We start from the raw sequence: 25,971 nt of genomic DNA, 5'->3' as shown, positions 1-25,971 counted from the left end.
CCGGGAACGCCACGGCGCGCAACGTTCATGTGGTTCCGCGGGCGTCCAGGGAGGCGCCCGCGGTTGCCCCGCTGCGGGGCGCGTTCAGGCGATGTCGGCCGGCGCGGCTTTGCGCTTGCGGCCGGTGATCATCGCGCGAACAAGGTTTTCATTATGGCGAAGGCTTGCCAGCGCCACGCCGCCGATATGGACGAGCACCAGCGCGAGCAGGCCGTGCGCGGCCAGGCTGTGCGCGTCCTCCACCCAGGACACGCCGAAATACGTGTCCGTCGTCTGCATCCACCCGGTCACCGCCACCGACACCATCATGGCCATCAGCACGATCACCATCGCGCCGCCAGCCGGGTTGTGGCCGATATAGCGCGCCTCGCTGCCCTTGAGTATGGCAACGAGATAGCGCAGCACCGTCGCGGGATCGCGCACGAATTGCGAGAAGCGCGCATAGGGCGTGCCGACGATGCCCCACACCAGCCGCATGGCGACAAGCGAGGCGGCGGCGTAGCCGGCCCAGTGGTGGATGGTCTCGGCGCTTTGCGGGGTGAACCAGGCGATGGCGAAGCTCAGCACCAGCGCCCAGTGGAAGCCGCGCACGACACGGTCCCAGACGCGCACCACGTCGCGGGGCGCGTCGGCTCGTGCCGGCAAGGCTCGATCAGTTTTCGCCGGCTTCGGCATTGTCGAGCTTCTCCAGCGTCTCGGCATTGTAGGCGGTGTTGACCTTCTTGCCGTCCTTGCCGATCGCATAGACCTCGTAGCAGCCCTTCTCGGTCTTGATCTGGCGCATGGTGAGGCCCTCGCCCTTCAGCTGCGCCTCGAGTGTCGCCTTGGGCTGGAACTTCGATTTCGCGGCGGTGCTGCAGGTGCCGGCGGCCAGCGCCGGTCCGGCGATCACGCCCGCGAGGGCGACGATAAGAAGAGAGCGATACATGGGATCTCCATCCGGTTGAAAGGTTGCGGCGCGGCTGAGGATTCAGCCGACAGGCCGTGACGGCTTGCGCGCGTCATTGGCGAGGCATAGCTGATCCAAGCTGACAACCGACTGACAGCCTTCCCGAGGGGCGGGCGCGACGCGGGAGATCCGGGCGGCGTGCCCGATATCGCTGGTTTTGAGGCTAAGCCGGCGGGCTGCTACACGGCGAGCGTCGGCTCGGTGTTGACCTCCAGCGCCGCTTCCGCTTCGTGATCCTCGTCGGGCAGGACCTCGCCATGCACCGCCAGGGGTCGGCCGATCCAGAGCGGGTCGACGAGGTGGTCGCGCCTGGCATTGGCGGTGTTGGGGTGAATCAGGATGCTCAAGCCGCCATGGTTCAGCATCAGCCACGGAACCAGCGTGGCGAAAAGGCCGGTGGCGAAGGAGACCTGGTACATGGCCTGGTCATGCGGGCCGACCTTCTTGTCGTGCCAGTTGCCCAGCCGCACGCGAAAACGCTCGCCGATGCGCTCGCGCAGCCATTCGGCGTGCCGGCGCTCGGCCGCATCGCCGAAATAGATATGGGCGTGATAGCTGGCGATCTCCGAAAGCTGTCTCGGATTATCTGGCGTGGCGTCGTTCATCGCGATGCTCCCCTCCCCGATGGTTCGATCCTGAGCGGTGGGACTGTAGGCGGTTCTCCGTTTCCTGGAAACGGGTGAAGCGCTCCGTTCAGTGTCGGCGAGTTTGGCTGGCAATCGCGGACGCTGGCGCTGCCCCCTCTCCGTCTCGGCGCGCCGAGCCACCTCTCCCCCGCCTTTGGCGGGGGCGAGGAACCCAAGCTTTCAGCGGGCAGCGCCCTTGCCGATTGGCGTTTCCTCGCCCCCGCCAAAGGCGGGGGCGAGGTGTCCGCGAAGCGGACGGAGAGGGGGAGCGACCTCCGCGATTGCGCTCGGAGCGCTTCCCTACCCCTCGCCGCCATTCGCGCCGCTTCCCCACAGCGCCCGCCGGATCAGGCCGCGCTTCTTCTTCCTCGATACCAGATCGACATCGCTGACCAGCCGCGCGCCGCCCTCGCGCCGCTCCAGCGTGATCTTGCGCGTATGAAAAGCTTCCAGCTCGGCGCGGTGGGCGACGCTGATGATGGTGACGGTGGGCAGTTCCTTCATCACCGTTTGCATCATCGTGTCCTGGCTCTTCTCGTCCAGCGCCGAGGTCGCCTCGTCGAGCACGACGATGTCCGGCCCATGCAGCAGGAGGCGCGCGAAGGCCAGGCGCTGCTTCTCGCCGCCGGACAGCGTCTGGTCCCACGGCGCCTCTTCCTCCAGCCGGTCCTTCAGATAGCCGAGACCGACCTTGTCGAGGGCAGCGGCGATCTCCTTCGTCTTCCAATTGTCGGCGGCGGCCGGATAGGCGGTGGCGCGGCGCAGCGTGCCGGACGGGATGTAGGGGCGCTGCGGCAGCATGAAGAGCCGCTTGCCCGGATGGAAATCGACGCTGCCGCTGCCCCAGGGCCAGAGGCCGGCGATGGCGCGCACCAGCGTCGACTTGCCGGTGCCGGATTCGCCCGAGACCAGCACGCGCTCGCCGGGCTCGATCTCCACCTCGGTTTCCTTCACCACCGAGGTGCCGTCGTCGAGCGTCACGGAAAGATTCCTGAGGCTGAGCATGGCGCCGTCCTCGGTCTCGCCGCGCTGGATGCGGCCCAGCCTGTCGTTCGCTTCGGCCCGCTCCAGGCCGTCGAGCGACATCATCAGCGAGGCGATGCGGCGGGCCGAGGCGTTCCAATCGGCCAGGCGCGGATAATTGTCGACCAGCCAGCCGAACGCGCCTTGCACCATGGCGAAGGCGGAGGCCGCCTGCATGACCTGTCCAAGGCTCATCGAGCCGTCGAGGAATTTCGGCGCGCATAGAAGCACCGGCACGACCGGCGCGAACAGGCTGGAGCCCTGCGAGACGAGCGTGGTGCGCATGTGCTGGCCGGTGAGGCGCGCCCAGCGGCCGAGCACGGCGGCGAAGCTGCGGTCGATGCCGGCGTTCTCCTCCTCCTCGCCGCCCAGCAGCGCGATGCTCTCGCCGTTTTCGCGCACGCGCGTCAGCACGTAGCGGAACTCTGCTTCCGTCTGGTTCTTCTGCTCGGAAAGCTCGACGAAATGGCGGCCGATGAAGAACATCGAGGTCGAGGTGATGGCGGCATAGATGACGGCGGTGACGACCAGGAAGCCGGGCACGGTGATGACCGAGCCGCCCAGCGAAAAGCTCAGCGCGCCGCCGATGGTCCACAGCACCACGATGAAGGTCGACGCCGACAGGAAGGCGTTGAGCACGCCGGCGACGAAATCGACGGGCGATTCCGTCGCGATCCTGAGATCCTCGGTCAGGCGGGCCTCGGGATTGGCGTGGTCGCCCTTGACGAGGTTGAGCTGGTAATAGCGGCCGCTGGCCAGCCAGCGCTGGATGACCGCCGTGGTCAGCCAGGAGCGCCAGCGGCGCTGCATGGTCATGCGCAGATAGACCTGGGCGACCACCAGGCTGATGCTGCCGGCGACCAGCGGCAGGAAGATAGCGCTCAGCCAATAGACGGTGTGGGCGTCGCGCTGCTCGATGGCGTCGAAGATCGCGCGGTTCCAGCGGTTGATGCCGTACTGAAAACCGACATTGACGCAGATCAGCACGAGCAGCCCGATCGTCAGCGGCCAGGCGAGCCTGTCGCCATGCAAACCCCAGTAGCCGCGGCCGCTGATCCAGAAGCGCCGCAGAAGATACTTCTTGCGCGCCCGCTCGGCCTCTTCGGGCGAAAGCTGAGGACCCGGCTCGGCGGCCTCGGGCGGCGGCGACCCGGCATGGCCGATGGCCTCGGGCGCGGCATCGGCGGGTGGCTTTTCCTCCGGCGGGCTCCCGCCGGCCGGTGGCTTGTCTCGCAGCGATTTGTTGCCTTTCAGCCGGTCTTCTGGTTCGTCTTCCGCTGCCTTATCCGCGCGCGGCTTCACAGCGCCGCGCGGTTTCGGCTGGCGCGGCTTTTCGTGGCGCGGGGCGCGCGACGCCGGGCGCGGCTTGCTTTCACCGCGCTCAATGGCACTGTCGTCCGGTTTCGGTTTGCGCTTGGCCGGGGGCATCGCGCGACAACGGCCCAAAAATCAAAAGGTTTCACGAGAGCGCCACCCAGAGCAACCGCAGAGGGCGCTCCCCCTCTCCGTCCCGGCTTCGCCGGGCCACCTCTCCCCGCCTTTGGCGGGGGCGGCGAGGAACCCAGGCCGAGGCCGCGCCCGTTCGCGATTGGCGCTTCCTCGCGCCCATGAAATGGGGGAGAGGTGGCTCGGCGCGCAGCGCCGAGACGGAGAGGGGAGCGCCCTATGCGATTACGCACGACATCGGCGCGCTTCCCACCGCCCCTCCACGTCGGCTAACCCCTGCCCTGTCGCCGATCCTTGCCAGCCGAACTACGAAGAATGCCCCTGACGGTCTGTCAGGCGGCGTTGCCGCTGCGGGGATTGCGCAACGGCTCGAAAATAACCTCAGCGGCAGCCGCGTCGAAGGCAAGCGCGTCGCGCATCGGCAGTGCGGGCGAAAACAGATAGCCCTGCGCGATCATGCAGCCCAGCGAGCGCAGGATCATGCGGTCGGCGTCGGTCTCGACGCCCTCGGCCATCACCTCGATGCCCAGCCTGCGGCCAAGGCCGATCACCGCCTCGACCACGGCCTGGTCCTCCACGGATTTCGCCAGGTCACGGACGAAATCCTTGTCGATCTTGATCTTGCGGATGCGGCTGTCCTTCAGCGACACCAGGGTCGAGAAGCCGGTGCCGAAATCGTCGAGAACGATCGATATGCCGGCATCCGCCAGCCGCCCGACCTTTTGGCCGACCCGGTCGCGGTCGACCGGCGCCTCCTCGGTGATCTCGATCTCGAGCATCGCGGCCGGCACGTTCTGCGCCTTGAGGCCGTCGAGGATCATGTCATCGACATTGCCGGCCTCGAGCTCGCGCGGCGAAAGGTTCATCGCCACCCGCACATCCGGGCGGCCCTGCCGCACCAGCTCTGCGATCATGGCGCAGCAATTGAGGAACACCGTTTCGGTCAGCAGCGAAAGCAGGCCGGTCTCGCGCGCGGCGGTGACGATCTCGGGCGGCGAGATTGCGCCACGGACCTCGTGCTGCCACCGCAGCAGCGCCTCGAAGCCGACGACCGCGCTGGTGTCGAGCCGCACCAGCGGCTGGAACCAGCAGCAGAGCGCGCCCGACTCGATCGCGCCACGCAGATCGCGCTCGATGCGGTTCCTGCGCTCCAGCGCGGCGTCGAGATCCGCGTCGAACAGGCAGTATTCGTTCCTGCCGCCGCGCTTGGCCGCATAGAGCGCGAAATCGGCCTTGAGCAGCATCTCCGTCAATTGCGGCTTGTCCGCCTGATAGATGCCGATCGACGCGCCGACGCGCACCGAATTCAGCTCCGGGTCCGGATTGGCGATGGCCGCGATGATGCTTGACGCAAGCTCGCCGGCCGCCTGCGGCGACCTGCAGGCGGAGAAGAGCAGCACGAACTCGTCGCCGCCGATGCGCGCGATCGTGGCGACTTGCGGGGCGTGGTCCTCGATCCGGCGCGCCACCTTGACCAGCAGTCCGTCGCCGATGGTGTGGCCATAGGTGTCGTTGACGGATTTGAAGCCGTCGAGGTCGATCAGCATGGCCACGAACGGGCCGTCGGAAAGGCCGAGCCCGGCGATTGCCTGCTCCAGCCCGTAGCGGTTGAGCAGGGCCGTCAGCGGATCGCGCCTGGAGTTGCGTTCCATCTCGGCTGCGAACTCGCGCGCCTCGTATTTGAAGCGGCTTGTCTCGCGGAAGCGGGATTGCCCCAGAAGCGCGCCTCTGATCATGCCGCCGAGGAACAGCAGGATGGTGAAGCCCAGCACGTCGTTCTCGACGCCGCCTTGCGCCAGCACGCAGGCCGCGGCGGTGAGAAGCGGCAGCGTGATGAAGTTGATCGAGGCCGGCGCGTGGGAGGTACAGTAGGTGACCGAGCCGGCCGAGGTGCCGGCGAGCATGATCAGATAGAGCGGCGCCTGGGCGGTGGTGTACCCTTCGCTGAGCAGCGCCAGGAACGACCAAGCGACACCCGACGCCAGCGCCAGCAGGCCATAGAGGGAAAGCCGGACGACGACCGCCTGCTGCCGCTCGTCGGCCGCGCCCGACTGGGCGAGCGCGAGCACCACGCGAGCGCCATTGACCAGGGCGATGGCGGCAAACCACGCCACTGCGGCAAGGCCGCCTCCCGACAACAGCTGCACCGCCAGGATCAGGGCTGCCAGCACCGTGCCGATGGGCATCGAGATGAAGACGCCCTTGCTCAGATCGGCGAGCTGATCGCGCAGGATGCCGGCGTCCACGGCTCCGCCGCGCTCCCCGGAAGAGGGACCCGCAGCCAGCCGCTCATCATGCCTTGTCATGACCTAAGTGGTTAGGCGACCGGGATGAAAATCGTGTTAAGGATTTCAGCGGTTTACGGAGCATTTCCTGATTACGAACTGACGGCGCCAGAAGCTCGGAGAAAACAGGGCGCCGATGGCCTAGCGGAATTGATCGCCATGGCACGGCGCGAGAAAAACCCTATCGTGTTTGTGTGACCGGCAAGCCCAAGCGGAGTTCCAACCCATGACCCTCACCAATCGAGACATCGTCGAGCTGACCGAATGGCGCCGCAAGCTGCACCGGCAGCCGGAAATTTCCAACGAGGAGGAGAAGACGGCGAAGGAAGTGGTGGACTTCCTCGCCGATACCGGGCCGGACAAGGTGCTGACGGGGCTCGGCGGCCATGGCGTGGCGGCGGTCTATGACAGCGGCCAGGCCGGGCCGACGGTGCTGTTCCGCTCCGAGCTCGACGCGCTGCCGATCGAAGAACTTTCGGCCGTCGCGCATTCTTCGCAAGTGCCGGGCAAGTCGCACATGTGCGGGCATGACGGGCACACCGCGATCCTGGCCGCGCTCGGCCGCCAGTTCGGCCGCGAGCGGCCGGCGCGGGGCCGCGTCGTGCTGATGTTCCAGCCGGCCGAGGAGACCGGAAACGGCGCGGCCGGCGTCGTCGCCGATCCGCGCTTTGCCGAGATCGCGCCGGACTTCGCGTTTTCGCTGCACAATCTGCCCGGCGTGCCGTTCGGCGAGGTGCGCCTGAAGGCCGGCACCGTCAACTGCGCCTCGCGCGGCATGCGCATCGTGCTCGAGGGCAAGACGGCGCATTCCTCGATGCCCGAGACCGGCACCTCGCCGATGCCGGCTGTGAGCGAGCTGATGCCGGCGCTGCCCGCGCTCGGGCGCGGCACTTTCGCGGATGACGATTTCGGCATGGTGACCGTCACCCATTGTTCGATGGGCGAAGCCGTGTTCGGCATCGCGCCGGGCTATGCGGAAGTGTGGGCGACGCTGCGCACCAGGCGCGACGAGCGCATGGCCGAACTCGTCGCCGCCGCGGAGGCGCTGGCCAGGAAAATCGCCGCCGCGCATGGTCTTGCCGTGCGCTTCGACTATCACGAGATCTTCGTCGCCAGCATCAACGCGCCGGACGCGGTGGATCATCTCGCCCGCGCGCTTGACGAGGAAGGCGTTGCGCGCAGCGAGGTGGCGCTGCCGATGCGCGCGTCGGAGGATTCGGCATTTTCGGCCACAGCGCCAAATCAGCGATGTTCTTCCTCGGCGCCGGCGAAAGGCACCCATCGCTGCACAATCCCGACTATGATTTTCCCGACGACCTGATCCCGATCGGCTCGCGAATCTTCATGCGCGCGGCGCGCAATTTGCTTGGCTGATCGAACGCCTACGATGGTCGATCCGGTCGACGCCGATTTCTTCGCCCGCGACGCGCTTGTGGTCGCCCGCGCGCTGATCGGCGCTACGCTTACGCTGTCCGGTGTCGGCGGCATCATCGTCGAGACCGAGGCCTACCGGCGCGACGATCCCGCCTCACACGCGTATCGTGGCCGCACGCCGCGCAACGCGCCGATGTATGGCGCGCCCGGCACGGCCTATGTGTATCGCTCCTACGGCCTGCACTGGTGCCTGAACGCGGTGTGCCTGCCGGGCAGCGCCGTGCTGATCCGCGCGCTCCAGCCGCAATCGGGCATTGCCGAGATGCACGGCCGGCGCGGCGTAGCTGACGAGCGGGTGCTCTGCTCCGGGCCCGGCAAGCTCTGCCAGGCGCTCGGCATCGACGGCTCGCACAATCGGCTGCCGCTGACCGCGCCGCCTTTCGAGTTTGCCCCGTCGCGGGCCGATCCCTCCGCCATCGTCAGCGGCCGCAGGATCGGCCTGACCAAGGCGGTGGAATTCGAGTGGCGGTTCGGGCTTCGCGGGTCGGCCTATCTCAGCCGGAAATTCTGAGCGGCGGCGAGCGGGCTCAGATTTCCATGCTGTCGAAAATGAAGATCTGAACGCCCGACCCATCAGGCGCGTAGAGCCGGCGATCCGCGCCGGCCGCTTTTCCCTCCGGGCTCGCCATCCCTTTTTTCATCGCGTCGAGATCGTCGAAATGAAGTGTCCCGATCAGGTAGACGTCAGACGGTCCGGCGAGCACCGTGATCGGCCCCCGGCTTACTTCGTATTTCCTCAAGCCCGGTATCTTCTTGGCCAGCGGTATATGCGTCTCGAAATAGTGCTTGTCGAACGCCTGCGCGTCGGCTGGCTGCTTGTAGATGACGATCATTCCAGCCATTGCGGCTCTCCTTTTCGGTGCGGACGAGTTAAGGACGAAGCGGCGGGTGGAAACGGAACGAGGTGTTGAAAAAATTTCGGGAACGCCTCGACGGACGACGACAGCAGTTGTCCGGCTCTCTCCTTTTGCCGCCATCTCGCTTGTGCGAAGAAGCATTCTGTGGTCTCTCCGGCCTTAAATTAGCGAGGACTCAAGGATGAGAAATGCGGTGATCGCCGCGCTCTGCGCGGGTGTGGCTGGATGCGTGTCCTCTCCAGCCGACTATGGCGCCTCGCTGTCGCAACAGGATCCGAAATGGGCATCGCCGGGATGCCAGCAGGCCCGCGCCGCCGCAGCCGACTATGCGCAGCGCGAGAAGGACCATCCCGGCTGGGGCATGGGCGTGCTGCTTGGACCTTACAGCATGGGGATGGTGGCGGCAGTGAAGGAGCATGAGCGGCAGCAGCGGCTGCTGCTTGCCAGGCAGACGCACCTGCAGTGCTCAAGCCGGCCGCTGCCGAAAGAACTGGATTTCAATCCGGCAATCTATGCGCCGAAGAAGGAGCATTATCCGTAGGGGACGGCCGCGTTGCGGTTCAGGCCGCCAACTTACTCCACGCTTTCAGCAGCGGCCCGTCGCTGCCAAAAAGCGGATCCTTGTCGGGACGGCGGACCCCCGGGATCGTGCGCAGCGCCTCGGCATGCTGCTCGGGGCTGCGGCACAGATCATATGTGCCGAACGGCGGATAGGCGCCGACCACCAGGAGGTCGGCCGAGCCGGACAGGCGCTGGTGGCCAGTGCCTGCCGGCAGCACCGCCACGTCGCCCGCCTCGACCTCGAGCACCTTGCCCTTGTCACCGCCGAAGCGCACCTCGGCGGCGCCGCGCGCGATGCCCAAAACCTCATGGATGCGCGAGTGGTAGTGAACGAAGCTGTAGATGCCGTTGCGCCAGCTGTCGCCCCAGCCATTCGCGGCGAAAATCTCCTCGAAGACCGCGGCCGGATCGACGTCGTCCGGCAGCGGCACCGCGCCGGGATAGACAAGCATGGGCCATCGCGGATGATTGGGCACCAGCCCGTCATCGGCGAAGCGAAAGGCGAGAGGCTCCTGCTTTTTGACTTGTTGCGCCATCCTTGCCATTCCTGCAGCACTGTCGGGTCTAACGGTTTGCAGCGCGCTTTGCTCCGGTCAGCAACGTCTTCAGCATGGACTTGGGCGCGCCCAACGGGCCGGTAATCAGCAGTGACCGTAAAGAGCTGGTGGCGGCGGTTACTGCGGAAGCAACCGCGAGACCTTGAGGCGCGGCGCGAAGAAGCAGCGCAGATAGGGCTGGTTGGTGATGACGTATCTGTTCTCGCAGATATGGTATCGGCCGTCCGGCGATTCCTGCACGCGCTCTCGCGGGATGTTGAAGCCATCGGGCAGATAGACATAGCCGCCGTCCGCCCTGGACTGCACCGAGGACTCCGGTATGGGGCGGCAATCCGTGCCGCCGCAGCATTTGAGGTTCGTTATCGGATCGACCTTGTTTTGGTACCAGTCGTGGCCGTTGGCGCCTGTCGCGGCGGCAAGGCAGATGACGGTGACGATGACCCTTCGCATGGCGTTCCTCGACGAGGCGGAGGCGCTGCTCATTCGAGCGTCATGTATATGAGCGTTCCGCCAGAAACGCCATTGCCCGACAAGGGGTCGGAAAGCGAGGCCCGGCCCTTGGGACCGCGATGGCGGAGCCGGATCCTCGGACAGAGTCCGGCCTTTCCGATCACACCAGCCGCTGCCCGCCGTCGATATGGACGGTCTCGCCGGTCATGAATTCGTTCTGCATGAGATAGAGATAGGCCGGCGCGATGTCGGCGGGCCTGGCGATCCTGCCGGCCGGGATGCGGCCGCCCATCTGCCCGAAATAGCCTGTCTTGGCTTCTCCGACGATCTCGTCCCACATTTCGGTGTCGACCCAGCCGGGCGAGACGATGTTGACGCGGGTGGGCGCGAGCTCCAGCGCCAGCGCGCGAGCGAAATAGCTGAAGGAACCGGCGACCGCCGCGACCACCGCGCCGCCCGGAACCGGCGGGCGGTCCTTGTTGATGCCGGAGGTGAAGATCATCGAGCCGCCTTTGTTCAATTTGCGCACAGCATGCTTGGCAAGCATCACCGACCCGATCAGCTTGCCGTCGACGAAGCCGCGCACGAAATCCATGTCGGTCTCGCCGATCGGAAAATTGGGCGGCGGCGTGCCGGCCGTCGCCACCAGATGATCGAAGGCGCCGGCTTGCTCGAACATGCGGGACACGTCCGCCTCGTTCGCCATGTCGGCGGCAATGCCTGTCACGTGTCCTGCCCCGAGCCGCTCTTCGGCGGCCTTCAGCTTGTCCTCGGAGCGGCCGACGATCACGACTTCCGCGCCGTGTTCCAGGGCGGCTGCAGCGACGCCGAAGCCGATGCCCGAGCTGCCGCCGACGATGATGAGCTTCTTTCCCGTGAGACTGGTCATGGGTTTTCTCCGTTCTTCCAGGGATGGGTTCAAAATCAGGCGCGGCCGGCGTGGGCGGCGGCGATGTCGGCGAGGATGATCTTCTTCATCGAATACATCGCCTGGCGCCCCCGGTCGGCCTTCGCGCGATCCGGATCGTTCATCAGCCGCAAGGCTTCGCCCGGGATGACCTGCCAATAGACGCCGAACTTGTCCTTCAGCCAGCCGCAGGGCTGTTCCGAGCCGCCGCCGGCGGTCAGCGCGTTCCAGAAATAGTCGGTCTCTTCCTGGTCCCCAGTCTCGATGTAGAGCGAGATGCGCTCGTTGAAAGGCGGCACCCCGCCGGCATTGAGCGCGGTAAAGCGCTGGCCTTCGAGCTCGAAGTCGAAGATCGCGTGCGGCTTGTCGGTGAACTCGATCGCGCCGAGCGCGCGGCTGTTCTTGAAGACCGAGAGATAGAAATCCCGCGCGGCTTCGGCATCGAGATTGAACCAGAGGAAAGGATGAACGGTGGCCATGGCGTCCTCGCACGTTGGTGAGTTTTGATCACAAGTTCTGTGAGGATTTTTGGCTGGAAAAAGCACGATGGACAAACCAAAGTTTGGCAAGTATTTGTTACCATAACTCACAAATGGCTTCGCCATGACCCGCAAACTGCCGCCGCTCAACGCCTTGCCGGCCTTCGAGGCCGCCGCACGGCATTTGAATTTTTCCAGGGCTGCCGACGAGCTCAACCTCACCCATGGCGCGATCAGCCGGGCGATAAAACATCTGGAGGATCAGCTCGGCGTGCAGCTCTTCGAGCGCGCGACGCGCTCGGTGCGGCTCACACCGGTCGGCGAGCCTTATGCGGTCGCGGTGCGCGAGGCGCTCGACCAGCTCGCGCTGGCGACGCAGACCGCGACCTCGCGCCATTCCGGCTCGACGCTCAATGTCAGCACGTCGGACGGGTTTGCCGGAAAATGGCTGGTGCCGCGGCTCTACCGGTTTCACCGCGCGCATGGCGATATCGATGTGCGCGTCTCGACCACCGGCCGGCTGACCAATTTCCGCGGCGACGGCATCGACGTCGCTATACGATATGGCGGCGGCCATTATCATGGGCTGACGTCGGAGTTCCTCACCGGTGAGGAAGTGTTTCCCGTCTGCAGCCCGAAGCTGCTGGAAGGGCCACATCCGCTCAGGCACCCGCAGGACCTCAAGCACCACACGCTGATCCGCGACGGCTACCGCATCGACTGGGCGGCGTGGCTGGCCAGCGCCGGCGTCGAAGGCGTCGATCCCAACAGCGGGCTCACCTTCGATTCCGCCACCTTCGCGGTAGAATCGGCCGTCCAGGGCGAAGGCGTGGTGCTCGGCCGCACCATGCTGGTCTCCGCCGACCTTGCCACCGGCCGGCTGGTGCGGCCGTTCGACCACGCACTGAAGGCGGTCTCGAGCTTCTATCTGGTCTATCCGCCGGAGGCGATCCGCCAGCGCAAGGTCAAGGCGTTTCGCGACTGGCTGTTTTCGGAGATCGAGCCGGGCTGATGAGCGCAGCCATCTACACACCGCCTTGCACGCGCGTGCCGCCTTCGAGACATGACACTTGACTCGCGCCTCTTGCGGCAATCCAACCTGTACGCCGATATATTAGCAATTGCTTCTTTGTAGAGTGGGCACGTGCTATTGTGGTCCTGGGAACGGCGGACGCGCCGTGAGCGCCCCGCGTTTCCCTTGTGGGAGGAAACCAATGGCTCACTACGTATTGCTGTCAAACTTCACCGACCAGGGTATCAGGACCATAAAGGACACCCAGAAGCGTGCCGAGGCTTTCAAGGAGATGGCCAGCAAAAGCGGGGTCAAGATTCACACCTTGTTGTGGACGCTGGGCAAGCATGATGTCGTGGCGGTTGCCGAAGCGGAGGACGACATTGCCGCGACTGCGCTGGGCCTATCAATCGCATCGATGGGCAACATCAGAACCGAGACCCTGAGGGCGTTCGATACGGCGGATATGGCCAAGATACTGGCAAGGATGGCCTGACCGTTACCTAACGAACGCACGTGGCGGATCGAAGCCTGCGCCGGGCCGGGTGCCCGGCGCGCAGGCCGCCTACGAATTCGACCTCACGCGTGGCGGAGCAGCTCGGTGTTGCAGCTCTTCGAGCGCGACGCTTGGTGCGGCTCACCCCTGCCGGCGAGGCCTGTGCATCGGCCCGGGCTGACGCACGGCCTCAGGAAACCTTCCTTCGGCTCGGCGGTTGATACCGATCCGAGAGAGGGGCATCCATGCCGAGACGAAATGGAGAGACGGCCAGACACTCCAGACGGCCGCGCTCGCGCCCGCTGAAGGGCGAAGAGACGGAGGTGAAGCACGTCGTCGAGACGCAGGGACTGTCACCCGCGCAGGCGCGGGAACTTGTGCGGCGCTATGGCAATGATTGGCGCAAGATCGAGGAAGCCGCCAAAACCTACAAGGGCGACGACTAGGCTCGTGACGGCCTGGCGCAAATCGCCGTGGCCAGGATGGCGATGCGAGCGGTTCCGCCGGCGTGGGATCAAGCCTCAACCTGAGCGCATCACGCCGGGCTCGCCGGCCTCGTCCGCCTGACCGGGCCGCTGGGGTTCCGACACCAGATCCTGGAATTCGATGGTCGTCACCAGGTAGCCTGCCTCGTCGTAGATCTTGGTCACCCAGGATGTCGGGTCCGACCCGGCGGCAATGCCGTCGAGCATGGCTTCCTTCGCAGCCCGCTTAGCCTCGGCTTTCGCCGTTTCGAGATTTTCCATCTCGACGTGGATCGGCGGCTGCGCCGCGGCTTCGAGAAACTCAAAGCGGAATTTCGGCATTCGTCTCTCCGTTTCCAGCGGCGGGCGGCGCAGGCGCAATCGATCCATGATCATCCGCTGCCGTCGCGTTGCTCCTCCAGCACGGTCTCGGCGATATATTCCTTGAGGTCGCCCACTTCCTCGTCGATCTCGTCAGGCTCTATGCCTTGGCTTTCGGCGTCGGCGATACATTGGTCGGCCAATTCGGCGGCGACTATCTCGGCCGGCATCGCGACCCGAGGTTCGGCCTTATGCTCATTGATCCATTCCTCCACGAAATGCGCCGTTTTGTTCACGAGCATGTCGGCCTCCGGCGAGGCTTCGGCTACGGGCTGTTCCAGCTTGATATCCATGCAAGACCATCCTTGAATGATCTTCTTCAACGCCGATTGGTCGCAAAGGATGCAGCGCGCGCTCGATGGTGAGCGGCGGGCCGGGGATCGGCTGACGAAGCGCCGGTCGGAGCCCGCGCAGGCCCAGCCGGGAACCTGAATCACGGTCGAACATTCTTGCTGTTGGGATAAACTGATCGCAGGCGAAAGACGTGAAGGCTCAGGGCTTTAGAGCGCTACTGGCCAGCAAGACACTCGCTGCCGGGCGCAATGCCGGCTATTGGCTCGACATCGTCAAATATGTCGCCGTAGCGGTCGCCGCTGCCGTCGTCACGCTGGCCGCGGTAAACCTGACCCCGGAGCCGCGTGTCATCCGCACGATCGTTCCGCACCGCTTCGACGCGGCGGATCCGCAATTCGTGCAAAGCATGAGCAGCTATTCGCAAGGGCAGATCTCCGGGCAGAACGCCGTGCAAACCCTCGTCAACGGCGACGAGATTTTTCCTGCGATGCTGCAAGCGATCGGCGTAGCCCGATCCAGCATCGACATGGAGACCTACATTTATTGGTCGGGCTCGGTCGGCTATCAGTTCGCCACGGCCTTGGCCGCGAAAGCCCGCGAAGGCGTCGAGGTCCGAGTGCTGGTCGACTGGCTTGGCTCCCTGCCCTTCGACGAGAACCTGATCCACATCATGACGGGCGCTGGGGTGCGGTTCCAGCGCTACCGGCCTGTCTACTGGTATACGCTTGACCGAGTGAACAACCGGACCCACCGCAAACTGCTCATCGTGGACGGGCGGGTCGCGTTCACTGGCGGGGTCGGCATCGCGGACAACTGGCTGGGCGATGCGCGCAATCCGAACGAGTGGCGTGACACTCATTATCGGATTGAGGGGCCTTCGGTGGGCGCGTTCCAGGCGGCCTTCGCCGAGAACTGGCTGGAGACCGCGGGCGAAACATTGCAAGGAGAGAAGTTCTATCCGCCACCCGAACCCGCAGGCGCGCTTAGCGCCCAGCTGGTCCTGTCATCGCAACCGAACGGCTCCGAGGATATGGAGCTGATGATGCTGGCCGCGATCGCCGCGGCCAAGGATCACCTGCGCATCGGCATGGCCTACTTCGTGCCGGACGAAATCGCGCTGCAGCAGATACTCGACGCCAGGAAACGAGGCGTGGCCGTCGACGTCATCGTGCCCAATTCGCTGACCGATGTGCCCATCGTGCGAAAAGGCTCGCGCCACTTCTGGGGAGAACTGCTCGAAGCGGGCGTGCGCATCTACGAGTTTCAGCCGACGATGTATCATCCCAAACTGCTCATCGTCGATGACGTCTGGGCAAGCTTCGGTTCCACCAACCTGGACGAGCGCTCGTTGCGCCTGAATGACGAAGCCAGCCTCAATGTCTACGGCAGCGATTTTGCGCAGACGCAGATCGACTTGTTCAACGAGGACCTGAAACGGTCGAGGCAGATCACCCTGGCGGAGTGGCAGGCGCGTCCGCTGACCGAGAAAGTCACCGATTGGCTTGCGAGCAAGCTGCACACGCAGCTTTAGGTTCGACACGAAGAGTTTCGCGCTACGATTCACCTGGGTTAGAGCGGATCATCAACAAACATGCAGGATGGTCGTGCCAAAACTTTGGGGTTGGCAGGCCCGGTCGGCGGCCGTTGTGTCACGAGCATGTCCGCCGGTCGGGCATCCTTTGGTCTGGGGCACGGAGGAGGAGACAATGCCGATTACGAGACTGTCGAAAGGCGCATTCCTGCCGGACGAGGTGACCTTCCTTGGCCGCGTCCTTGAACTCAGCGCCGGCGCCGACGAAACCGAGGAGCAGCGCGAGCGGCGGGCCTTGCGCATCATCGCGAACTACATGGCGGGGATCACCGACGAGCGGGAGCTGGCTGAGCTGTCGCGAAGACCGCTGGGCAGATAACGCCCCAGCGGAGCGGCCAGGCAAAGCAGGGCCGCGATGAAACTTTCGACGGTTTTTCCAGTTCGGTTGCAAGGAGGATCCTCGACATGACTGAACCCGGTGAAGGCAGTTCTCATGGGCGAATTGACGACAAGCAGCTCGTCATTCTGCTGAAGCAAAAAACCGGCATCTCCGATGCTCAAGCCAGGAGGTTGATAAAGGCCGTCGGGCGCGACCGGCCGTCGCTTTTGCGAGAAGCCCGGATCATAAGGGCGCGTGTTCAGGCGTCCGCTTCAGGTCGTATGTGACCGGCGGAATGCGGCGCATGTTCTACCGGCTTGCGCGACCGTGAAGGCGCTTCGCGGCTTGCGGTTTCGCAGGCGGTGCCGCCAGCGGCTCGTCGAAGTCCGCCGGCTTGCACGGGCATGCCGTTTGCGCGATGCTGAACGGTCATGACCACCCAGTATCTGGACCACAAACTGGAATGCCCGTTTTGCGGCGTCATCCGTTTGAACATTCCAGCCGATGCCCAACCCGCAACGCCGATCCACTGCGCCGAGTGCGGCGAATATCTCGGCACGTGGGATGAGCTTCAAACAGACTTCGAGCAGCAAGGCGGCACGGATGGCGTTTTCCGGCTGGACCAGGGACGTATCCAAAAGCTCAATTCCAGTCGGTGAGAAGGCCGCCGCCGGCGGCACGGATGCCGGCTGATCGACTGCTCGGCGCGCCGAACATCGGGCCTGAGAAATGGGGCATGAGAGCATCCGCCAGGTCCTTGACGCTTCAAACCCATAAACCCATATCGAAGCCGGGCGCAGACCGCCGCGGTCCCCGCCCCTATCAAACTCAAATTGTTCGTTCGACTTGGAGGATCTTATGAACGATCGGATGTTCGACAGCCCTGTTTTCGTCAAGAGCGGAAACAGCCTTGTCCAGGAGATCGCGTGCCTCGAGGACGCCCTGGAATTCCTCTATGAATGGCCGAAGAACCGGCGCGGGCCGATCTATGAAACGGCGCTGCGCGCTTGCCAGAGGGCCTTCGACAGCGGTTTTCCGCTGACGGCCGCCAGAGAGGCATTTTGCGGTTTCGCAAAATCCGCCAGAATCCATGAAGACGTGAGCACCACCTTGCCCTGGATGGTCGGCCAAGGCCGCAAGGGCGGCGGGCTGACCGCCTAGCATCGCTGCGGATCGAGGGAGTTTTGCGATGTTCGCCAAACCGTTCGAAAAACCAATCCGCGTCTGGGTAGGACTGGGATTTCCGCGTCAGTTGAACACCGTCGTGGACGCCTATCAGTTCGCCATCGACTGGTGTGGTAACAGCCCCGAGCAAAAACCGGCCATCCGTGCCTGCAGGGCAGCCCTCGCCGGGGATGTCGATGCGGAAACAGCGAGGGGCGTTTTCGTCGCCTTCCCGCGCAAGAAGGACATCCTCATCGAGGATGGCGCCATTCCCCCCATTCTGGGAAGTGCGCGGCCGAAGCATGTCTGATGTGACCGAGGCGGCGGGCAACGCCGCCTCCTTCCTCCGACAAGAAGCCAGCTTGGATAGTTGATCCCGAAATGGAGGCAACCGACGGCATGGGCGGGGGGCGTTGGGGAGCCGCCGGTTACCAGGACTGGGGGCCATTTAATCGGTCAATGCATAGGCCCTTATGCGATAATGCCACCAATGCGCGTTCATGGGAACTGCTTTCCAGCTTAAAATTCAAACGTATATGCGGGAAAGCGCACATTCACGATGACCTTCGCGCGCTGCCCGCGACAGGAACCAGATCGGACGTGCCGCGTCATAGAGACAGGTCCTTGTCGCGGTGGAGTGACGTCGATGGTCAGGTTCCTTGTTGTCGTCTGGGTGGCGCTCTTGCTCGCGTGCGGCGTCGCGCAGGCAGGGAGGCTGGAGCCCGGCGCCGTCAATCAAGCGCAATTCAGCGAAGGCGAGCCCAAAGGCGTCAGCCCCATGCTGCTCAAGGCGCAGGTGCTTCTGGATCGCGCCCGCTTCTCGCCCGGCCTGATCGACGGCCGCGCGTCGCAGAACTTAACCAAGGCGCTCGCGGCCTTCCAGGCAGCGAACGAATTGCCCTCCGACGGCAAGCTCACGCGGGAGACGTGGGACAAGCTCGCGGCGACCTTCGCCGGTCCGGTGCTGGCAACTTATGAGACCACCGCGAAGGATGTGCGCGGCCCCTTCACCAGGCGTATCCCGGCCCGCATGGAGAGCATGGCGCATCTCAAGCGCCTGGGTTATCGCAACGCGCGGGAGAAGCTGGCGGAACGGTTTCATGTCAGCGAAGAATTGCTGAGGATGCTCAATCCCAAAGCCGGGTTCAGCAAGGCCGGCACAGCCCTGGTGGTGCCCGATGTCGGCCGCGGCGATCCACCTTCACAGATAGCCAGCGTCGAGGTCGACAAGGCATCCCGCCAGGTGCGCGCGCTCGACGCGTCGGGCAAGGCGATTGCCGTCTATCCGGCCTCGATCGGCAGCGAGGAGAAACCGGCGCCGAGCGGCGCGGCCGAGGTCAAGCGCGTGGTGCACAATCCGACCTATCACTACAATCCGAAATTCGCCTTCAAGGGGGTGAAGACCAAGCATCCCTTCACCATCGCCAAGGGGCCCAACAATCCGGTCGGATCGGTGTGGATCGATCTTTCGATCGAGAGCTACGGCATCCACGGCACACCAGACCCGGGAAAGATCGGCACCACCTTCTCGCATGGCTGCATCCGGATGACCAACTGGGACGCCGAGGACCTCGCCGGCATGGTCAAGCCGGGAACGAAGGTCGACTTCAAGGACGAGACGGCGCAGGACGGGCAGGCGCAGTGACTGCGGCCAGCCCGCAGGCTGCTGCATAAATCCAGCTTATCATGACCCCTAATTTTTGAAGACGTTACAGCGCCAATCACCGCCTGTAGCTTCGACCGCGGTTGTTCTCGGCTCGGTAGAAAAACTGGTGATTAGATGCAGACACATGCGCGGGTGGTGATTGTCGGCGGGGGCTGCGTCGGCGCGGGAATCCTCTATGGGCTCGCCAAGCGCGGCTGGACCGACGTGGCGCTGCTGGAGCGCACGCAACTGACCGCCGGCTCGACCTGGCACGCGGCGGGGCTGATCCCGTCCTATGCCCGCAACATCAATGTCGGGCGTATGATCAACAAGACGATTGAGATCTATGAGGGGCTGGAGGCCGAGACCGGGCAGCCGGTTGGCTGGCACAAATGCGGGCAGCTGCGCATCGCCAATTCGCGCGACCGGCTCGACGAATATAAGAGCTATATGAGCGTCGCCGAGGTGCAAGGCATGCGGGCGCAATTGCTCACGCCCGACGAGGCGCGAAAGCTCTGGCCGCTGCTCGACAACAAGGAGATGCTGGGCGCGCTCTACCATCCTGACGACGGCCATATCGCGCCGGCCGACGTGACGCACGCCATGGCCAAGGGCGCGCGCGATCTTGGGGCAAAAGTCTATCTCAACACCGAGGTCACCGGTTTCAAGCGGACCGCCGGCGGCGAGTGGCTCGTCCAGACGAACAAGGGCGACATCACCTGCGAGCATGTGATTTGCGCCACCGGCAACTACGCGCGCCAGACCGGCGCGTTGCTCGGCCTCGACATCCCGGCGATCCCGATCCTGCACCAGTACTGGATCACCGAAGCGGTGCCGGAAGTGGTGGAGCGCAAGCGCGCCGGGCGGCCCGAAATGCCGATCCTGCGCGACGAGGGTTTCGAAGGCTATCTGCGCGAGGAAGGCGACGGGCTGATGTTCGGGCCCTATGAGCGCGCCGAGCACCTCAAGCTGTTCGCCGAGGACGGCGTTCCCGCCTGGTTCGGCGCCGACCTGCTGGAAGAGGATTTCGAGGCGGTGTCGTGGAACTGGGAGCAGGCCTTGCGGCTGGTCCCGGCGCTCGGGCGCGTCGGCATCAAGGCCAATGTGCGCGGGCCCTTCCAGATGACGGCCGACGAGCTGCCCTTGATGGGACCGGCCTGGGGCCTGCCCAATGTCTGGCTCGCCGAAGGCGTGCCGGGCGGAATCCTGTGGGGCGGGACAATAGGCTATTATCTGTCGGAGCGGATCGTCGAAGGCGGCAACAGCCTCGACACGTCCGATCTCGATCCGCGCCGCTTCGGCGACTACGCCAACAAGGAATGGACGCGCCAGAAGGTGCGAGAGGCCTGGGGCACCCATGCCGAGCAGAAATATCCGGGGCAGGACATGCCTGCAGCACGGCCGCAGAAGACCGCGCCTTCCTATGACCGGCTGACGGAGCTCGGCGCGGTCTGGGGCGTGCTCAACGGCTGGGAGATGCCCAACTGGTTCGCGCGCGACGGGGTCGAGGCCAAGGACCAGTATAGCTGGCGCTGGACGCCCAAGGGAAATCTCGTGGGCGAGGAGGTGCTGGCAGTGCGCAACGCTGTCGGCCTGGTCGAGATGACTCCCATGACCAAGTTCGAGGTGTCGGGGCCGAATGCCGCCCGATGGATGGACCGGCTCATCGCCAACCGCTTGCCCTCAGTCGGCAAGGTGACGCTGGCGCACCATCTGACGGCCAATGGCGGCGTGCAGGCGGAGTACATGGTGGCGCGTCTTGGCGAGGATCTGTTCTACCTGATCTCGACGCCGCGCGCCGAGCGCTGGAATTTCGACGATCTGTCCAGGCTGCTGCTTGCCGACGGCAGCGTGAGCCTGAGAAACGTCACCAACGACCGCGGCTGCTTTACCGTTGTCGGCCCCAAAGCGCGCGAAGTGCTGCAGCCGCTGACCGAGATCGACCTTTCCAACGAAAGCTTCCCCTGGTTCGGCGTCAAGACCGGCAGCGTGGCTCTCGCCAGCGACGTCCGGCTGGTGCGCGTCAACTATGAGGGCGAGCTCGGCTGGGAGCTCTACCACCCCCTGCCCTACCAGAGGCAGTTGCTCGACGCGATCCTGAGAGAGGGCGAAAAGCACGGCATGCGGCTGGTCGGGCTGCATGCGCTGGAGTCGCTCAGGCTCGAGAAATCCTATCGCGCCATGTATCGCGACATGAACCCGGAGCTCAACGCACTGGAGAGCGGGCTGGAGCGCTTCATCCGCCTCGACAAGGGCGATTTCGTCGGACGCGACGCGGTGCTGAAATACAAGGAGCGCAACGACCAGCGTCGCTCGGTAACGCTCAGGATCGACACCGACGGCGCCAGCACCTTTGCCAATGAGGGGCTCTACAGCGACGGCAAGCTGGTCGGGCGCATCACGTCGGGCGGCTATGGCTACGCGGTCGGACATGACGTGGCGCTGGCGCTGCTGCCCGAGCGTTTTGCCAGGCCCGGCACCAAGCTCGACGTCGCGATCCTGGGCGACTGGAAGGTCGTCGAGGTCATTGCGGACTCGCCTTACGATCCGACCTCGGCCAGGGCGCGGATGTAACAGGCGGGGCCTGCAAAGGCCCGTTGCCGACCTGTCCTTCGGAGGGAAGCCCGTATGCGCATCGAGCGGATCAACGTCTATTCGGCCCAATTGCCGGTCAGAGGCGGCGTCTACCGCATGGCCAGCGCCGATGTGGAGGCGCTGGACTCAACGCTGGTCGAGATCGTCACCGATGAGGGGCTCGCAGGCTGGGGCGAGACCTGCCCGATCGGCCCGGTCTACCAGCCGCATCATGCGCTGGGCGCCCGCGCCGCGATCGCCGAGATCGCGCCTGGACTGATCGGCGCGGAGATCGCCTCGATCCGGCTGCTTGCGAAGCGGATGGACGAGCGGCTGAACGGCCACGGCTATGCCAAGGCCGCCTTCGACATGGCTTTTCTCGACCTGCTCGGACAAAAGCTCGGCGTGCCGGTCTCGACGCTGTTGGGCGGGGCGCTGACCGACCGGGTGCCGGCCTATTATTCGCTGATCGTCGGGGCGCCGGAGGAGACAGCGCGGATCGCCGCCGACAAGGTGAAGGCCGGCTATCCGCGCCTGCAAGTGAAGATCGGCGGGCGCGATTTGGAAGAGGACGTGGCCGTTGTGCGCAAGGTCTGGGAAGCGGTCGGCTACAAGGCCCGGCTGGCAGTCGACGGCAACCGGGGCCTGACAGTGGCCGCCGCGCTCCATCTCGACCGGCTCTGCCAGGCGATCCCCTTTGTCTTCGAGCAGCCCTGCAACACGATGGACGAGATCGCGACGCTGAAAGGCCGCCTCACGCACCCGGTCTATCTCGACGAGAGCACCGAGGACCAGAACGCGGTGCTGAGAGCGATCTCGCTCGGCATCGCGGACGGCTTCGGCTTCAAGGTCACGCGCCTCGGCGGCCTGACCAGGATGACCACGGTGCGCGACCTCTGCGCCATCCGCTCGCTGCCGCATAGCTGCGACGACGCCTGGGGCGGCGACGTCATCGCGGCGGCCTGCGTGCATCTTGCCGCCACCGTCGAGCCCCGCCGCATGGAAGGCGCCTGGATCGCCCAGGAATATATCAAGGGCCATTTCGACCAGGAGCAGCCGGTCGTCATCAGGCAAGGCCACATCGCCGTGCCGCAGCGGCCGGGGCTGGGCGTGAAACCCGAGCCCGGCATGTTCGGCAAGCCGGTCGCGATTTACAGGCCGTAGGTCGGTCGATCACTTCGTGAACGATACGGATCGTTCCGCCCTGTCCCGCGTTCTTGTGACACGCAAGGAGGAACGGCGATGGACGACGATCGGACCGAGAAGATCAGGCAGCGCGCCTATGAGATCTTTCAACGCGAGGGCGGCATCCTCGGCAATCACGAACGGCACTGGCAACAGGCCGAGATGGAGATCGACCGCGAGGCCGCCCTGCCGCTGACTGCGGATGACGCGCTGCCCGAAACGCGCGAGATCGACAGCGCGGATGTGCTGACGGTGGAGGCGCTTGCCATGCACACAGGCATTTCGGGCGAGGAGGCGCAGGAGCTGCTCGACCGACTGGGCAACGATCGCGCGGCGATCGAGGAGGCGGCGCGGAGTCTCAAGGCGAAGCGAGGCAGCTGACGAGCCGGCAACCAACCTATCCGCGGTGAGAACCACGGGCATGCCCAGGACACGCCCCCGGCGCCCGCGCCCGGCGTGCGCTCTCAAGCGCGCTGGTCGCGCTCGTCCTCATCCTCGTGATGGGATGGCCAGCGCTTCGCTGAGCAGCGCTCGCTTTTCGCTCCATCGGCGGAACCCTCGGCCGCATCGACGGTTCCTCCTGTACACCCACAGGAGATGCGCCATGGACCACACCAGCCACGTAAGACTGACCAATGCCGAGCTCACGCCCGCCATCCTCGAAGGCGCGACCATCTACGGCCCCGATGACGAGAAGATCGGCTCGGTCGACCACCTGCACGGCAGCCAGGTCGTCATCGATGTCGGCGGCTTTCTCGGCATCGGCGCCAAGCCGGTGGCCGTCACCGCCAGCCAGCTCGATTTCATGCGCGACGAGGACGGCGACGTCCACGCCGTCACCAGCTGGACGAAGGACCAGTTGAAGGCGATGCCGGAGCATCGCGACTGAGGCGCAAGCGCCTGGTGAAATGAATGAGACGAACCCGACCCGGCAATTGCCGGGTTTTTTTTGGAGGCGGCGCGAAGCAGCTGGCGCTCGGCGGCTCCACCTGGCGCCGTGCTCAACGAGACGCTGGCGTGGAAAAATAGCCGCTGCGCAGAAATCAGGCTGCGGGCAAACAAGCCGATGCGCCGCTTCGGACGAAGATGCGGCAGCGAGCCCCGGCTCTTCAGCCACTATCGCCCTTCTCGGTCAGGGCACGAACTTCCGTCGGCGTCATGCCGTAGCGCAGCCGGAACTGCCGATAGAAGGTGGATGGCTCGTTGAAGCCGACCTCAAATGCAATGTCGGCGATGCGCCGCAGCAACTGTCGGCGGTCGGTGAGGCAGCTATGGACATAGGCGAGCCGCTCCCCGTTGACATAGTCGGAAAAGCTTGTGCCCTCCCCGGCAAAGAGCTGGCGGACATAGCGCTCGCTGATACCGAACTTGCGCGATATCTGCCCGGCGCTGAGCCCGGGATCGGTCAGATTGCGGGCGATGTGCTGCTTGATGGCCGCAAGTCTTGCGGCGCGGACACCAGGGGGATGCGTATGGGCCTCCATCCCACCGAAGGAAACGGCAAGAAGGTCGGTGATATGGCGGGAAGCAAGAGGCGCGAGCGTCTCGGGCTCCTCGATATGCAGGAGCGACCAGAGGTAATCGAACAGCAGTCGGTGGGCCGGGAGCGTCCGGCCGAGACTGTCGGGACGCACATCATCGAGGTTCTTCACCAGCGGGACCAGCAGCGAGCGCTTGAACTGAAGCGCCATGGTCCATTGCGAATCCTCGCTGGCGACCGAGTAGCGGCGGTCCATCGGCAGGATCGCCGCGGTGCCGGGATCGGTGCTGAAATCGCCACGCCCAGGCATGGTGAAGCGGTAGCCGCCCTTGTTCCAGGATAGGATGATATCGTCGTTGCCGTCGGCCATCAGCCCGCTGTTGCGCTCCCAGACCATGGGAGAGACGTTGCCCTTGGTGAGATTCATCTCGGGCAGGATCAGGGTGCGGGCAGAGAATTTGAGAGCCGTGTCGGCCCGCGGCGTGATGTCCAACCGCATCTGGATGCGACCGTAGAAATCGCGAATGAACTCGTCCCGTTGATCTTCGGGAATGTCGTCCGCCGAGAATGTAGCCACCCGATCAGCGCTCGCCATCGTGCTCCCTGTCGAAGACTGCCTGGAGTTGGACGGCGCCTGCCCGCAATTGGCCTTTGCCTGTCCGTTGGCGCTTGAGAAACACCATTTCCGCCCTGGTTTGAGCCCGAATCCAGAATGGCCTCTCAGCTTTCGGAAAGTGAGTTAAGTGTGACAAATTTGCAAGACAGAAATTCCGGAACAACAACTGTTCCGTTATTGCAATTTTGACTTCCGTATCCGCCACACGCACCCGGATTTTCTCTGCTAGCGGTGCGTTGAAGGGGTGGTACTCGATTTTCATGTCCGCAATGCGCGGACATGTCTTCGCAGATTGGCTGACGGCCCCGGAGCCCGCTCATGCATGGGCGGGAAGGAATGTGGACGCAATTTCGAAACTGGCAATTCAACGAGGAACGTATCCGATGAAGATCATACCCACGTCCATGGCCGCCATGGCGATCGTTCTTGCCACCGGCAGCGCTTTCGCGGCCGATGCGCTCGCCCCGGAAGCGGCCCCGATGCCGCCGACTGAGGAGAGCTTCAGCTGGACGGGGCCCTATCTCGGCGGGTTCGGTTCGTTTGCGGTTGGCGACATGAAGCTCAATTCGCGGCAGATCTTTGCCGACGGAAACCCGCCGCCGATCAACGGCGCGTTCGAGATTTCCGCGAGCGGCTTCCTCGGCGGCATCCAGGCAGGCTATGACTGGCAGTTCGCCGACCGCTGGGTGATCGGTGCGGTGGCGGATATTGCCGCGTCCAGCTACGGCGCTTCGGTTACGGCCTCGGTGGACGGCACCGAGATCTTCAATGGCGACGTGGATCTCAAATATCTCGGCACCGTTCGCGCGCGGCTGGGCCACGCTTGGGACCGCACGCTCATCTACGGCCATGGCGGCCTTGCCTTTGGCAACACCGAGCAGACACTGACGGTCGGCGGGACGACCGTCTTCAACGAGGAGCAGACACGCACCGGCTGGACGATCGGCGCGGGCCTCGAGCACGCCATCACCGATCGCATCTCCTTCGGCACGGAGTATGCCTATGTCGACCTTGGCTCGAAGCAGATACTCGACAATGGCGAAGGGTTGACAGTCAAGGACGACGTGGCTTTCCACACGCTCAAGGCCTTCGTGAATTACCGTTTCTGAGCGCCTCGCAATCGTTCAGATTCGTTACCCGCAGTTAAGCCTTGTTTGATGCATGTCGCTCAGCCGA

33 protein-coding genes are annotated in these 25,971 nt (G+C 64.7%); 19 read left to right on the top strand and 14 right to left on the bottom strand.

Annotation, left to right across the window (positions count from 1 at the left end):
- Positions 1–84 precede the first annotated feature (84 nt).
- From EJ068_RS27725 to EJ068_RS27705, 5 genes are all read right to left on the bottom strand, one after another.
- Entirely contained in the window at positions 85–675 is a 591-nt protein-coding gene (locus EJ068_RS27725; protein WP_189342058.1) for a cytochrome b/b6 domain-containing protein, read from the bottom strand.
- Entirely contained in the window at positions 653–928 is a 276-nt protein-coding gene (locus tag EJ068_RS27720) for a PepSY domain-containing protein (protein ID WP_127249914.1), read from the bottom strand. Before EJ068_RS27720 ends, EJ068_RS27725 begins: the two co-directional genes overlap by 23 nt.
- Positions 929–1,128: 200 nt before the next feature.
- Complete coding sequence (locus tag EJ068_RS27715; protein ID WP_127249913.1) at positions 1,129–1,554, bottom strand: DOPA 4,5-dioxygenase family protein; 426 nt, start codon at positions 1,552–1,554, stop codon at positions 1,129–1,131.
- Between the two features lie 321 nt (positions 1,555–1,875).
- Positions 1,876–4,026, bottom strand: a complete 2,151-nt coding sequence (locus tag EJ068_RS27710) for an ABC transporter ATP-binding protein/permease (protein ID WP_245463246.1) — start codon at positions 4,024–4,026, stop codon at positions 1,876–1,878.
- Positions 4,027–4,376: 350 nt separating this feature from the next.
- Positions 4,377–6,290, bottom strand: a complete 1,914-nt coding sequence (locus tag EJ068_RS27705) for an EAL domain-containing protein (protein ID WP_245463245.1) — start codon at positions 6,288–6,290, stop codon at positions 4,377–4,379.
- A gap of 84 nt (positions 6,291–6,374) precedes the next feature.
- Between EJ068_RS27705 and EJ068_RS32820 the strand changes: the two genes are divergently transcribed.
- The 3 genes from EJ068_RS32820 to EJ068_RS27695 all read left to right on the top strand — a co-directional run bounded on the left by EJ068_RS32820 (position 6,375) and on the right by EJ068_RS27695 (position 8,274).
- On the top strand, positions 6,375–6,527 hold the full coding sequence (locus EJ068_RS32820) for a hypothetical protein (RefSeq protein WP_189342050.1): 153 nt from the start codon (positions 6,375–6,377) through the stop codon (positions 6,525–6,527).
- 28 nt (positions 6,528–6,555) lie between these two features.
- Positions 6,556–7,650: an amidohydrolase gene (locus EJ068_RS27700; protein ID WP_245463244.1), complete on the top strand. Its 1,095-nt coding sequence runs from the start codon at positions 6,556–6,558 to the stop codon at positions 7,648–7,650.
- A 66-nt stretch (positions 7,651–7,716) separates the two neighbouring features.
- A complete protein-coding gene (locus tag EJ068_RS27695) occupies positions 7,717–8,274 on the top strand; it encodes a DNA-3-methyladenine glycosylase (RefSeq protein ID WP_127386398.1) in 558 nt (185 codons plus the stop codon).
- 16 nt (positions 8,275–8,290) lie between these two features.
- On the opposite strand, the gene EJ068_RS27690 is transcribed toward EJ068_RS27695, so the two are convergent.
- Positions 8,291–8,605, bottom strand: a complete 315-nt coding sequence (locus EJ068_RS27690) for an EthD family reductase (RefSeq protein WP_126083438.1) — start codon at positions 8,603–8,605, stop codon at positions 8,291–8,293.
- Positions 8,606–8,801: 196 nt separating this feature from the next.
- Here EJ068_RS27690 and EJ068_RS27685 point away from each other — a divergent pair, with 196 nt between their 5' ends.
- Entirely contained in the window at positions 8,802–9,161 is a 360-nt protein-coding gene (locus EJ068_RS27685; protein WP_126078056.1) for a hypothetical protein, read from the top strand.
- Between the two features lie 19 nt (positions 9,162–9,180).
- Here the strand turns inward: EJ068_RS27685 and EJ068_RS27680 are convergent, their stop codons facing one another.
- From EJ068_RS27680 to EJ068_RS27665, 4 genes are all read right to left on the bottom strand, one after another.
- A complete protein-coding gene (locus EJ068_RS27680) occupies positions 9,181–9,717 on the bottom strand; it encodes a cupin (RefSeq protein ID WP_127251796.1) in 537 nt (178 codons plus the stop codon).
- A gap of 138 nt (positions 9,718–9,855) precedes the next feature.
- Complete coding sequence (locus EJ068_RS27675; protein WP_126078058.1) at positions 9,856–10,221, bottom strand: hypothetical protein; 366 nt, start codon at positions 10,219–10,221, stop codon at positions 9,856–9,858.
- Positions 10,222–10,348: 127 nt separating this feature from the next.
- On the bottom strand, positions 10,349–11,077 hold the full coding sequence (locus EJ068_RS27670) for an SDR family oxidoreductase (protein WP_127251797.1): 729 nt from the start codon (positions 11,075–11,077) through the stop codon (positions 10,349–10,351).
- A gap of 35 nt (positions 11,078–11,112) precedes the next feature.
- Positions 11,113–11,574 carry a VOC family protein gene (locus tag EJ068_RS27665; RefSeq protein WP_128315019.1) on the bottom strand — a complete coding sequence of 154 codons (462 nt, stop codon included), beginning with the start codon at positions 11,572–11,574 and terminating at the stop codon, positions 11,113–11,115.
- Between the two features lie 124 nt (positions 11,575–11,698).
- On the opposite strand from EJ068_RS27665, the gene EJ068_RS27660 reads away from it, so the two are divergent.
- The 3 genes from EJ068_RS27660 to EJ068_RS27650 all read left to right on the top strand — a co-directional run bounded on the left by EJ068_RS27660 (position 11,699) and on the right by EJ068_RS27650 (position 13,528).
- Positions 11,699–12,586, top strand: a complete 888-nt coding sequence (locus EJ068_RS27660) for a transcriptional regulator GcvA (protein ID WP_127251799.1) — start codon at positions 11,699–11,701, stop codon at positions 12,584–12,586.
- A gap of 202 nt (positions 12,587–12,788) precedes the next feature.
- The gene (locus EJ068_RS27655) at positions 12,789–13,082 is read left to right on the top strand and encodes a GYD domain-containing protein (protein WP_126061615.1); all 294 of its coding nucleotides are present in this window, start codon (positions 12,789–12,791) and stop codon (positions 13,080–13,082) included.
- Between the two features lie 245 nt (positions 13,083–13,327).
- Complete coding sequence (locus EJ068_RS27650; protein ID WP_127251800.1) at positions 13,328–13,528, top strand: hypothetical protein; 201 nt, start codon at positions 13,328–13,330, stop codon at positions 13,526–13,528.
- Between the two features lie 75 nt (positions 13,529–13,603).
- Here EJ068_RS27650 and EJ068_RS27645 read toward each other — a convergent pair whose 3' ends face one another.
- The gene (locus tag EJ068_RS27645) at positions 13,604–13,888 is read right to left on the bottom strand and encodes a hypothetical protein (protein ID WP_127251814.1); all 285 of its coding nucleotides are present in this window, start codon (positions 13,886–13,888) and stop codon (positions 13,604–13,606) included.
- 50 nt (positions 13,889–13,938) lie between these two features.
- Positions 13,939–14,250 (bottom strand): DUF768 domain-containing protein, encoded by a 312-nt coding sequence (locus tag EJ068_RS27640; protein ID WP_145964952.1) that lies wholly within the window; start codon positions 14,248–14,250, stop codon positions 13,939–13,941.
- Between the two features lie 161 nt (positions 14,251–14,411).
- On the opposite strand from EJ068_RS27640, the gene EJ068_RS27635 reads away from it, so the two are divergent.
- The 11 genes from EJ068_RS27635 (at position 14,412) to EJ068_RS27585 (ending at position 23,588) form a co-directional block, all read left to right on the top strand.
- Entirely contained in the window at positions 14,412–15,752 is a 1,341-nt protein-coding gene (locus EJ068_RS27635; RefSeq protein WP_127251802.1) for a phospholipase D-like domain-containing protein, read from the top strand.
- A 175-nt stretch (positions 15,753–15,927) separates the two neighbouring features.
- Positions 15,928–16,131, top strand: a complete 204-nt coding sequence (locus EJ068_RS27630) for a hypothetical protein (protein ID WP_189342151.1) — start codon at positions 15,928–15,930, stop codon at positions 16,129–16,131.
- A gap of 86 nt (positions 16,132–16,217) precedes the next feature.
- A complete protein-coding gene (locus tag EJ068_RS27625; RefSeq protein ID WP_127251803.1) occupies positions 16,218–16,418 on the top strand; it encodes a hypothetical protein in 201 nt (66 codons plus the stop codon).
- A 144-nt stretch (positions 16,419–16,562) separates the two neighbouring features.
- Positions 16,563–16,790 carry a hypothetical protein gene (locus EJ068_RS27620; RefSeq protein ID WP_127251804.1) on the top strand — a complete coding sequence of 76 codons (228 nt, stop codon included), beginning with the start codon at positions 16,563–16,565 and terminating at the stop codon, positions 16,788–16,790.
- A gap of 199 nt (positions 16,791–16,989) precedes the next feature.
- The gene (locus EJ068_RS27615) at positions 16,990–17,292 is read left to right on the top strand and encodes a DUF982 domain-containing protein (protein WP_126078067.1); all 303 of its coding nucleotides are present in this window, start codon (positions 16,990–16,992) and stop codon (positions 17,290–17,292) included.
- 28 nt (positions 17,293–17,320) lie between these two features.
- On the top strand, positions 17,321–17,605 hold the full coding sequence (locus EJ068_RS27610; protein ID WP_129554940.1) for a DUF982 domain-containing protein: 285 nt from the start codon (positions 17,321–17,323) through the stop codon (positions 17,603–17,605).
- 336 nt (positions 17,606–17,941) lie between these two features.
- On the top strand, positions 17,942–18,940 hold the full coding sequence (locus tag EJ068_RS27605; protein ID WP_129554939.1) for a L,D-transpeptidase: 999 nt from the start codon (positions 17,942–17,944) through the stop codon (positions 18,938–18,940).
- 135 nt (positions 18,941–19,075) lie between these two features.
- On the top strand, positions 19,076–21,514 hold the full coding sequence (locus EJ068_RS27600; protein ID WP_127251807.1) for an FAD-dependent oxidoreductase: 2,439 nt from the start codon (positions 19,076–19,078) through the stop codon (positions 21,512–21,514).
- 54 nt (positions 21,515–21,568) lie between these two features.
- Positions 21,569–22,678: a mandelate racemase/muconate lactonizing enzyme family protein gene (locus tag EJ068_RS27595; RefSeq protein ID WP_127386294.1), complete on the top strand. Its 1,110-nt coding sequence runs from the start codon at positions 21,569–21,571 to the stop codon at positions 22,676–22,678.
- A 78-nt stretch (positions 22,679–22,756) separates the two neighbouring features.
- Positions 22,757–23,080 carry a DUF2934 domain-containing protein gene (locus EJ068_RS27590; protein ID WP_127251809.1) on the top strand — a complete coding sequence of 108 codons (324 nt, stop codon included), beginning with the start codon at positions 22,757–22,759 and terminating at the stop codon, positions 23,078–23,080.
- A gap of 223 nt (positions 23,081–23,303) precedes the next feature.
- Complete coding sequence (locus tag EJ068_RS27585; protein ID WP_095815885.1) at positions 23,304–23,588, top strand: photosystem reaction center subunit H; 285 nt, start codon at positions 23,304–23,306, stop codon at positions 23,586–23,588.
- A gap of 220 nt (positions 23,589–23,808) precedes the next feature.
- Here the strand turns inward: EJ068_RS27585 and EJ068_RS27580 are convergent, their stop codons facing one another.
- Both EJ068_RS27580 and EJ068_RS27575 read right to left on the bottom strand, forming a co-directional pair.
- Positions 23,809–24,774, bottom strand: a complete 966-nt coding sequence (locus EJ068_RS27580; protein WP_127386293.1) for an AraC family transcriptional regulator — start codon at positions 24,772–24,774, stop codon at positions 23,809–23,811.
- The gene (locus EJ068_RS27575) at positions 24,761–25,057 is read right to left on the bottom strand and encodes a hypothetical protein (protein WP_127251811.1); all 297 of its coding nucleotides are present in this window, start codon (positions 25,055–25,057) and stop codon (positions 24,761–24,763) included. Before EJ068_RS27575 ends, EJ068_RS27580 begins: the two co-directional genes overlap by 14 nt.
- A gap of 121 nt (positions 25,058–25,178) precedes the next feature.
- Between EJ068_RS27575 and EJ068_RS27570 the strand changes: the two genes are divergently transcribed.
- Positions 25,179–25,904: an outer membrane beta-barrel protein gene (locus EJ068_RS27570; protein WP_126078075.1), complete on the top strand. Its 726-nt coding sequence runs from the start codon at positions 25,179–25,181 to the stop codon at positions 25,902–25,904.
- The last annotated feature ends 67 nt before the right edge of the window (positions 25,905–25,971 follow it).

This window comes from Mesorhizobium sp. M2A.F.Ca.ET.043.02.1.1, from assembly GCF_003952405.1.
Classification (GTDB): domain Bacteria; phylum Pseudomonadota; class Alphaproteobacteria; order Rhizobiales; family Rhizobiaceae; genus Mesorhizobium.
The sequence above is the reverse complement of the archived record's forward strand: the minus strand, read 5'-3'. Positions and strand labels throughout refer to the sequence as shown.

Excerpts from the sequence above, each read along its gene's own strand:
- EJ068_RS27725 (WP_189342058.1), bottom strand. The coding sequence starts at position 675 with ATGCCGAAGCCGGCGAAAACTGATCGAGCCTTGCCGGCACGAGCCGAC.
- EJ068_RS27720 (WP_127249914.1), bottom strand. The coding sequence starts at position 928 with ATGTATCGCTCTCTTCTTATCGTCGCCCTCGCGGGCGTGATCGCCGGA.
- EJ068_RS27715 (WP_127249913.1), bottom strand. The coding sequence starts at position 1,554 with ATGAACGACGCCACGCCAGATAATCCGAGACAGCTTTCGGAGATCGCC.
- EJ068_RS27710 (WP_245463246.1), bottom strand. The coding sequence starts at position 4,026 with ATGCCCCCGGCCAAGCGCAAACCGAAACCGGACGACAGTGCCATTGAG.
- EJ068_RS32820 (WP_189342050.1), top strand. The coding sequence starts at position 6,375 with ATGAAAATCGTGTTAAGGATTTCAGCGGTTTACGGAGCATTTCCTGAT.
- EJ068_RS27700 (WP_245463244.1), top strand. The coding sequence starts at position 6,556 with ATGACCCTCACCAATCGAGACATCGTCGAGCTGACCGAATGGCGCCGC.
- EJ068_RS27695 (WP_127386398.1), top strand. The coding sequence starts at position 7,717 with ATGGTCGATCCGGTCGACGCCGATTTCTTCGCCCGCGACGCGCTTGTG.
- EJ068_RS27690 (WP_126083438.1), bottom strand. The coding sequence starts at position 8,605 with ATGGCTGGAATGATCGTCATCTACAAGCAGCCAGCCGACGCGCAGGCG.
- EJ068_RS27685 (WP_126078056.1), top strand. The coding sequence starts at position 8,802 with ATGAGAAATGCGGTGATCGCCGCGCTCTGCGCGGGTGTGGCTGGATGC.
- EJ068_RS27680 (WP_127251796.1), bottom strand. The coding sequence starts at position 9,717 with ATGGCGCAACAAGTCAAAAAGCAGGAGCCTCTCGCCTTTCGCTTCGCC.
- EJ068_RS27675 (WP_126078058.1), bottom strand. The coding sequence starts at position 10,221 with ATGAGCAGCGCCTCCGCCTCGTCGAGGAACGCCATGCGAAGGGTCATC.
- EJ068_RS27670 (WP_127251797.1), bottom strand. The coding sequence starts at position 11,077 with ATGACCAGTCTCACGGGAAAGAAGCTCATCATCGTCGGCGGCAGCTCG.
- EJ068_RS27665 (WP_128315019.1), bottom strand. The coding sequence starts at position 11,574 with ATGGCCACCGTTCATCCTTTCCTCTGGTTCAATCTCGATGCCGAAGCC.
- EJ068_RS27660 (WP_127251799.1), top strand. The coding sequence starts at position 11,699 with ATGACCCGCAAACTGCCGCCGCTCAACGCCTTGCCGGCCTTCGAGGCC.
- EJ068_RS27655 (WP_126061615.1), top strand. The coding sequence starts at position 12,789 with ATGGCTCACTACGTATTGCTGTCAAACTTCACCGACCAGGGTATCAGG.
- EJ068_RS27650 (WP_127251800.1), top strand. The coding sequence starts at position 13,328 with ATGCCGAGACGAAATGGAGAGACGGCCAGACACTCCAGACGGCCGCGC.
- EJ068_RS27645 (WP_127251814.1), bottom strand. The coding sequence starts at position 13,888 with ATGCCGAAATTCCGCTTTGAGTTTCTCGAAGCCGCGGCGCAGCCGCCG.
- EJ068_RS27630 (WP_189342151.1), top strand. The coding sequence starts at position 15,928 with ATGCCGATTACGAGACTGTCGAAAGGCGCATTCCTGCCGGACGAGGTG.
- EJ068_RS27625 (WP_127251803.1), top strand. The coding sequence starts at position 16,218 with ATGACTGAACCCGGTGAAGGCAGTTCTCATGGGCGAATTGACGACAAG.
- EJ068_RS27620 (WP_127251804.1), top strand. The coding sequence starts at position 16,563 with ATGACCACCCAGTATCTGGACCACAAACTGGAATGCCCGTTTTGCGGC.
- EJ068_RS27615 (WP_126078067.1), top strand. The coding sequence starts at position 16,990 with ATGAACGATCGGATGTTCGACAGCCCTGTTTTCGTCAAGAGCGGAAAC.
- EJ068_RS27610 (WP_129554940.1), top strand. The coding sequence starts at position 17,321 with ATGTTCGCCAAACCGTTCGAAAAACCAATCCGCGTCTGGGTAGGACTG.
- EJ068_RS27605 (WP_129554939.1), top strand. The coding sequence starts at position 17,942 with ATGGTCAGGTTCCTTGTTGTCGTCTGGGTGGCGCTCTTGCTCGCGTGC.
- EJ068_RS27600 (WP_127251807.1), top strand. The coding sequence starts at position 19,076 with ATGCAGACACATGCGCGGGTGGTGATTGTCGGCGGGGGCTGCGTCGGC.
- EJ068_RS27595 (WP_127386294.1), top strand. The coding sequence starts at position 21,569 with ATGCGCATCGAGCGGATCAACGTCTATTCGGCCCAATTGCCGGTCAGA.
- EJ068_RS27590 (WP_127251809.1), top strand. The coding sequence starts at position 22,757 with ATGGACGACGATCGGACCGAGAAGATCAGGCAGCGCGCCTATGAGATC.
- EJ068_RS27585 (WP_095815885.1), top strand. The coding sequence starts at position 23,304 with ATGGACCACACCAGCCACGTAAGACTGACCAATGCCGAGCTCACGCCC.
- EJ068_RS27580 (WP_127386293.1), bottom strand. The coding sequence starts at position 24,774 with ATGGCGAGCGCTGATCGGGTGGCTACATTCTCGGCGGACGACATTCCC.
- EJ068_RS27575 (WP_127251811.1), bottom strand. The coding sequence starts at position 25,057 with ATGAAAATCGAGTACCACCCCTTCAACGCACCGCTAGCAGAGAAAATC.
- EJ068_RS27570 (WP_126078075.1), top strand. The coding sequence starts at position 25,179 with ATGAAGATCATACCCACGTCCATGGCCGCCATGGCGATCGTTCTTGCC.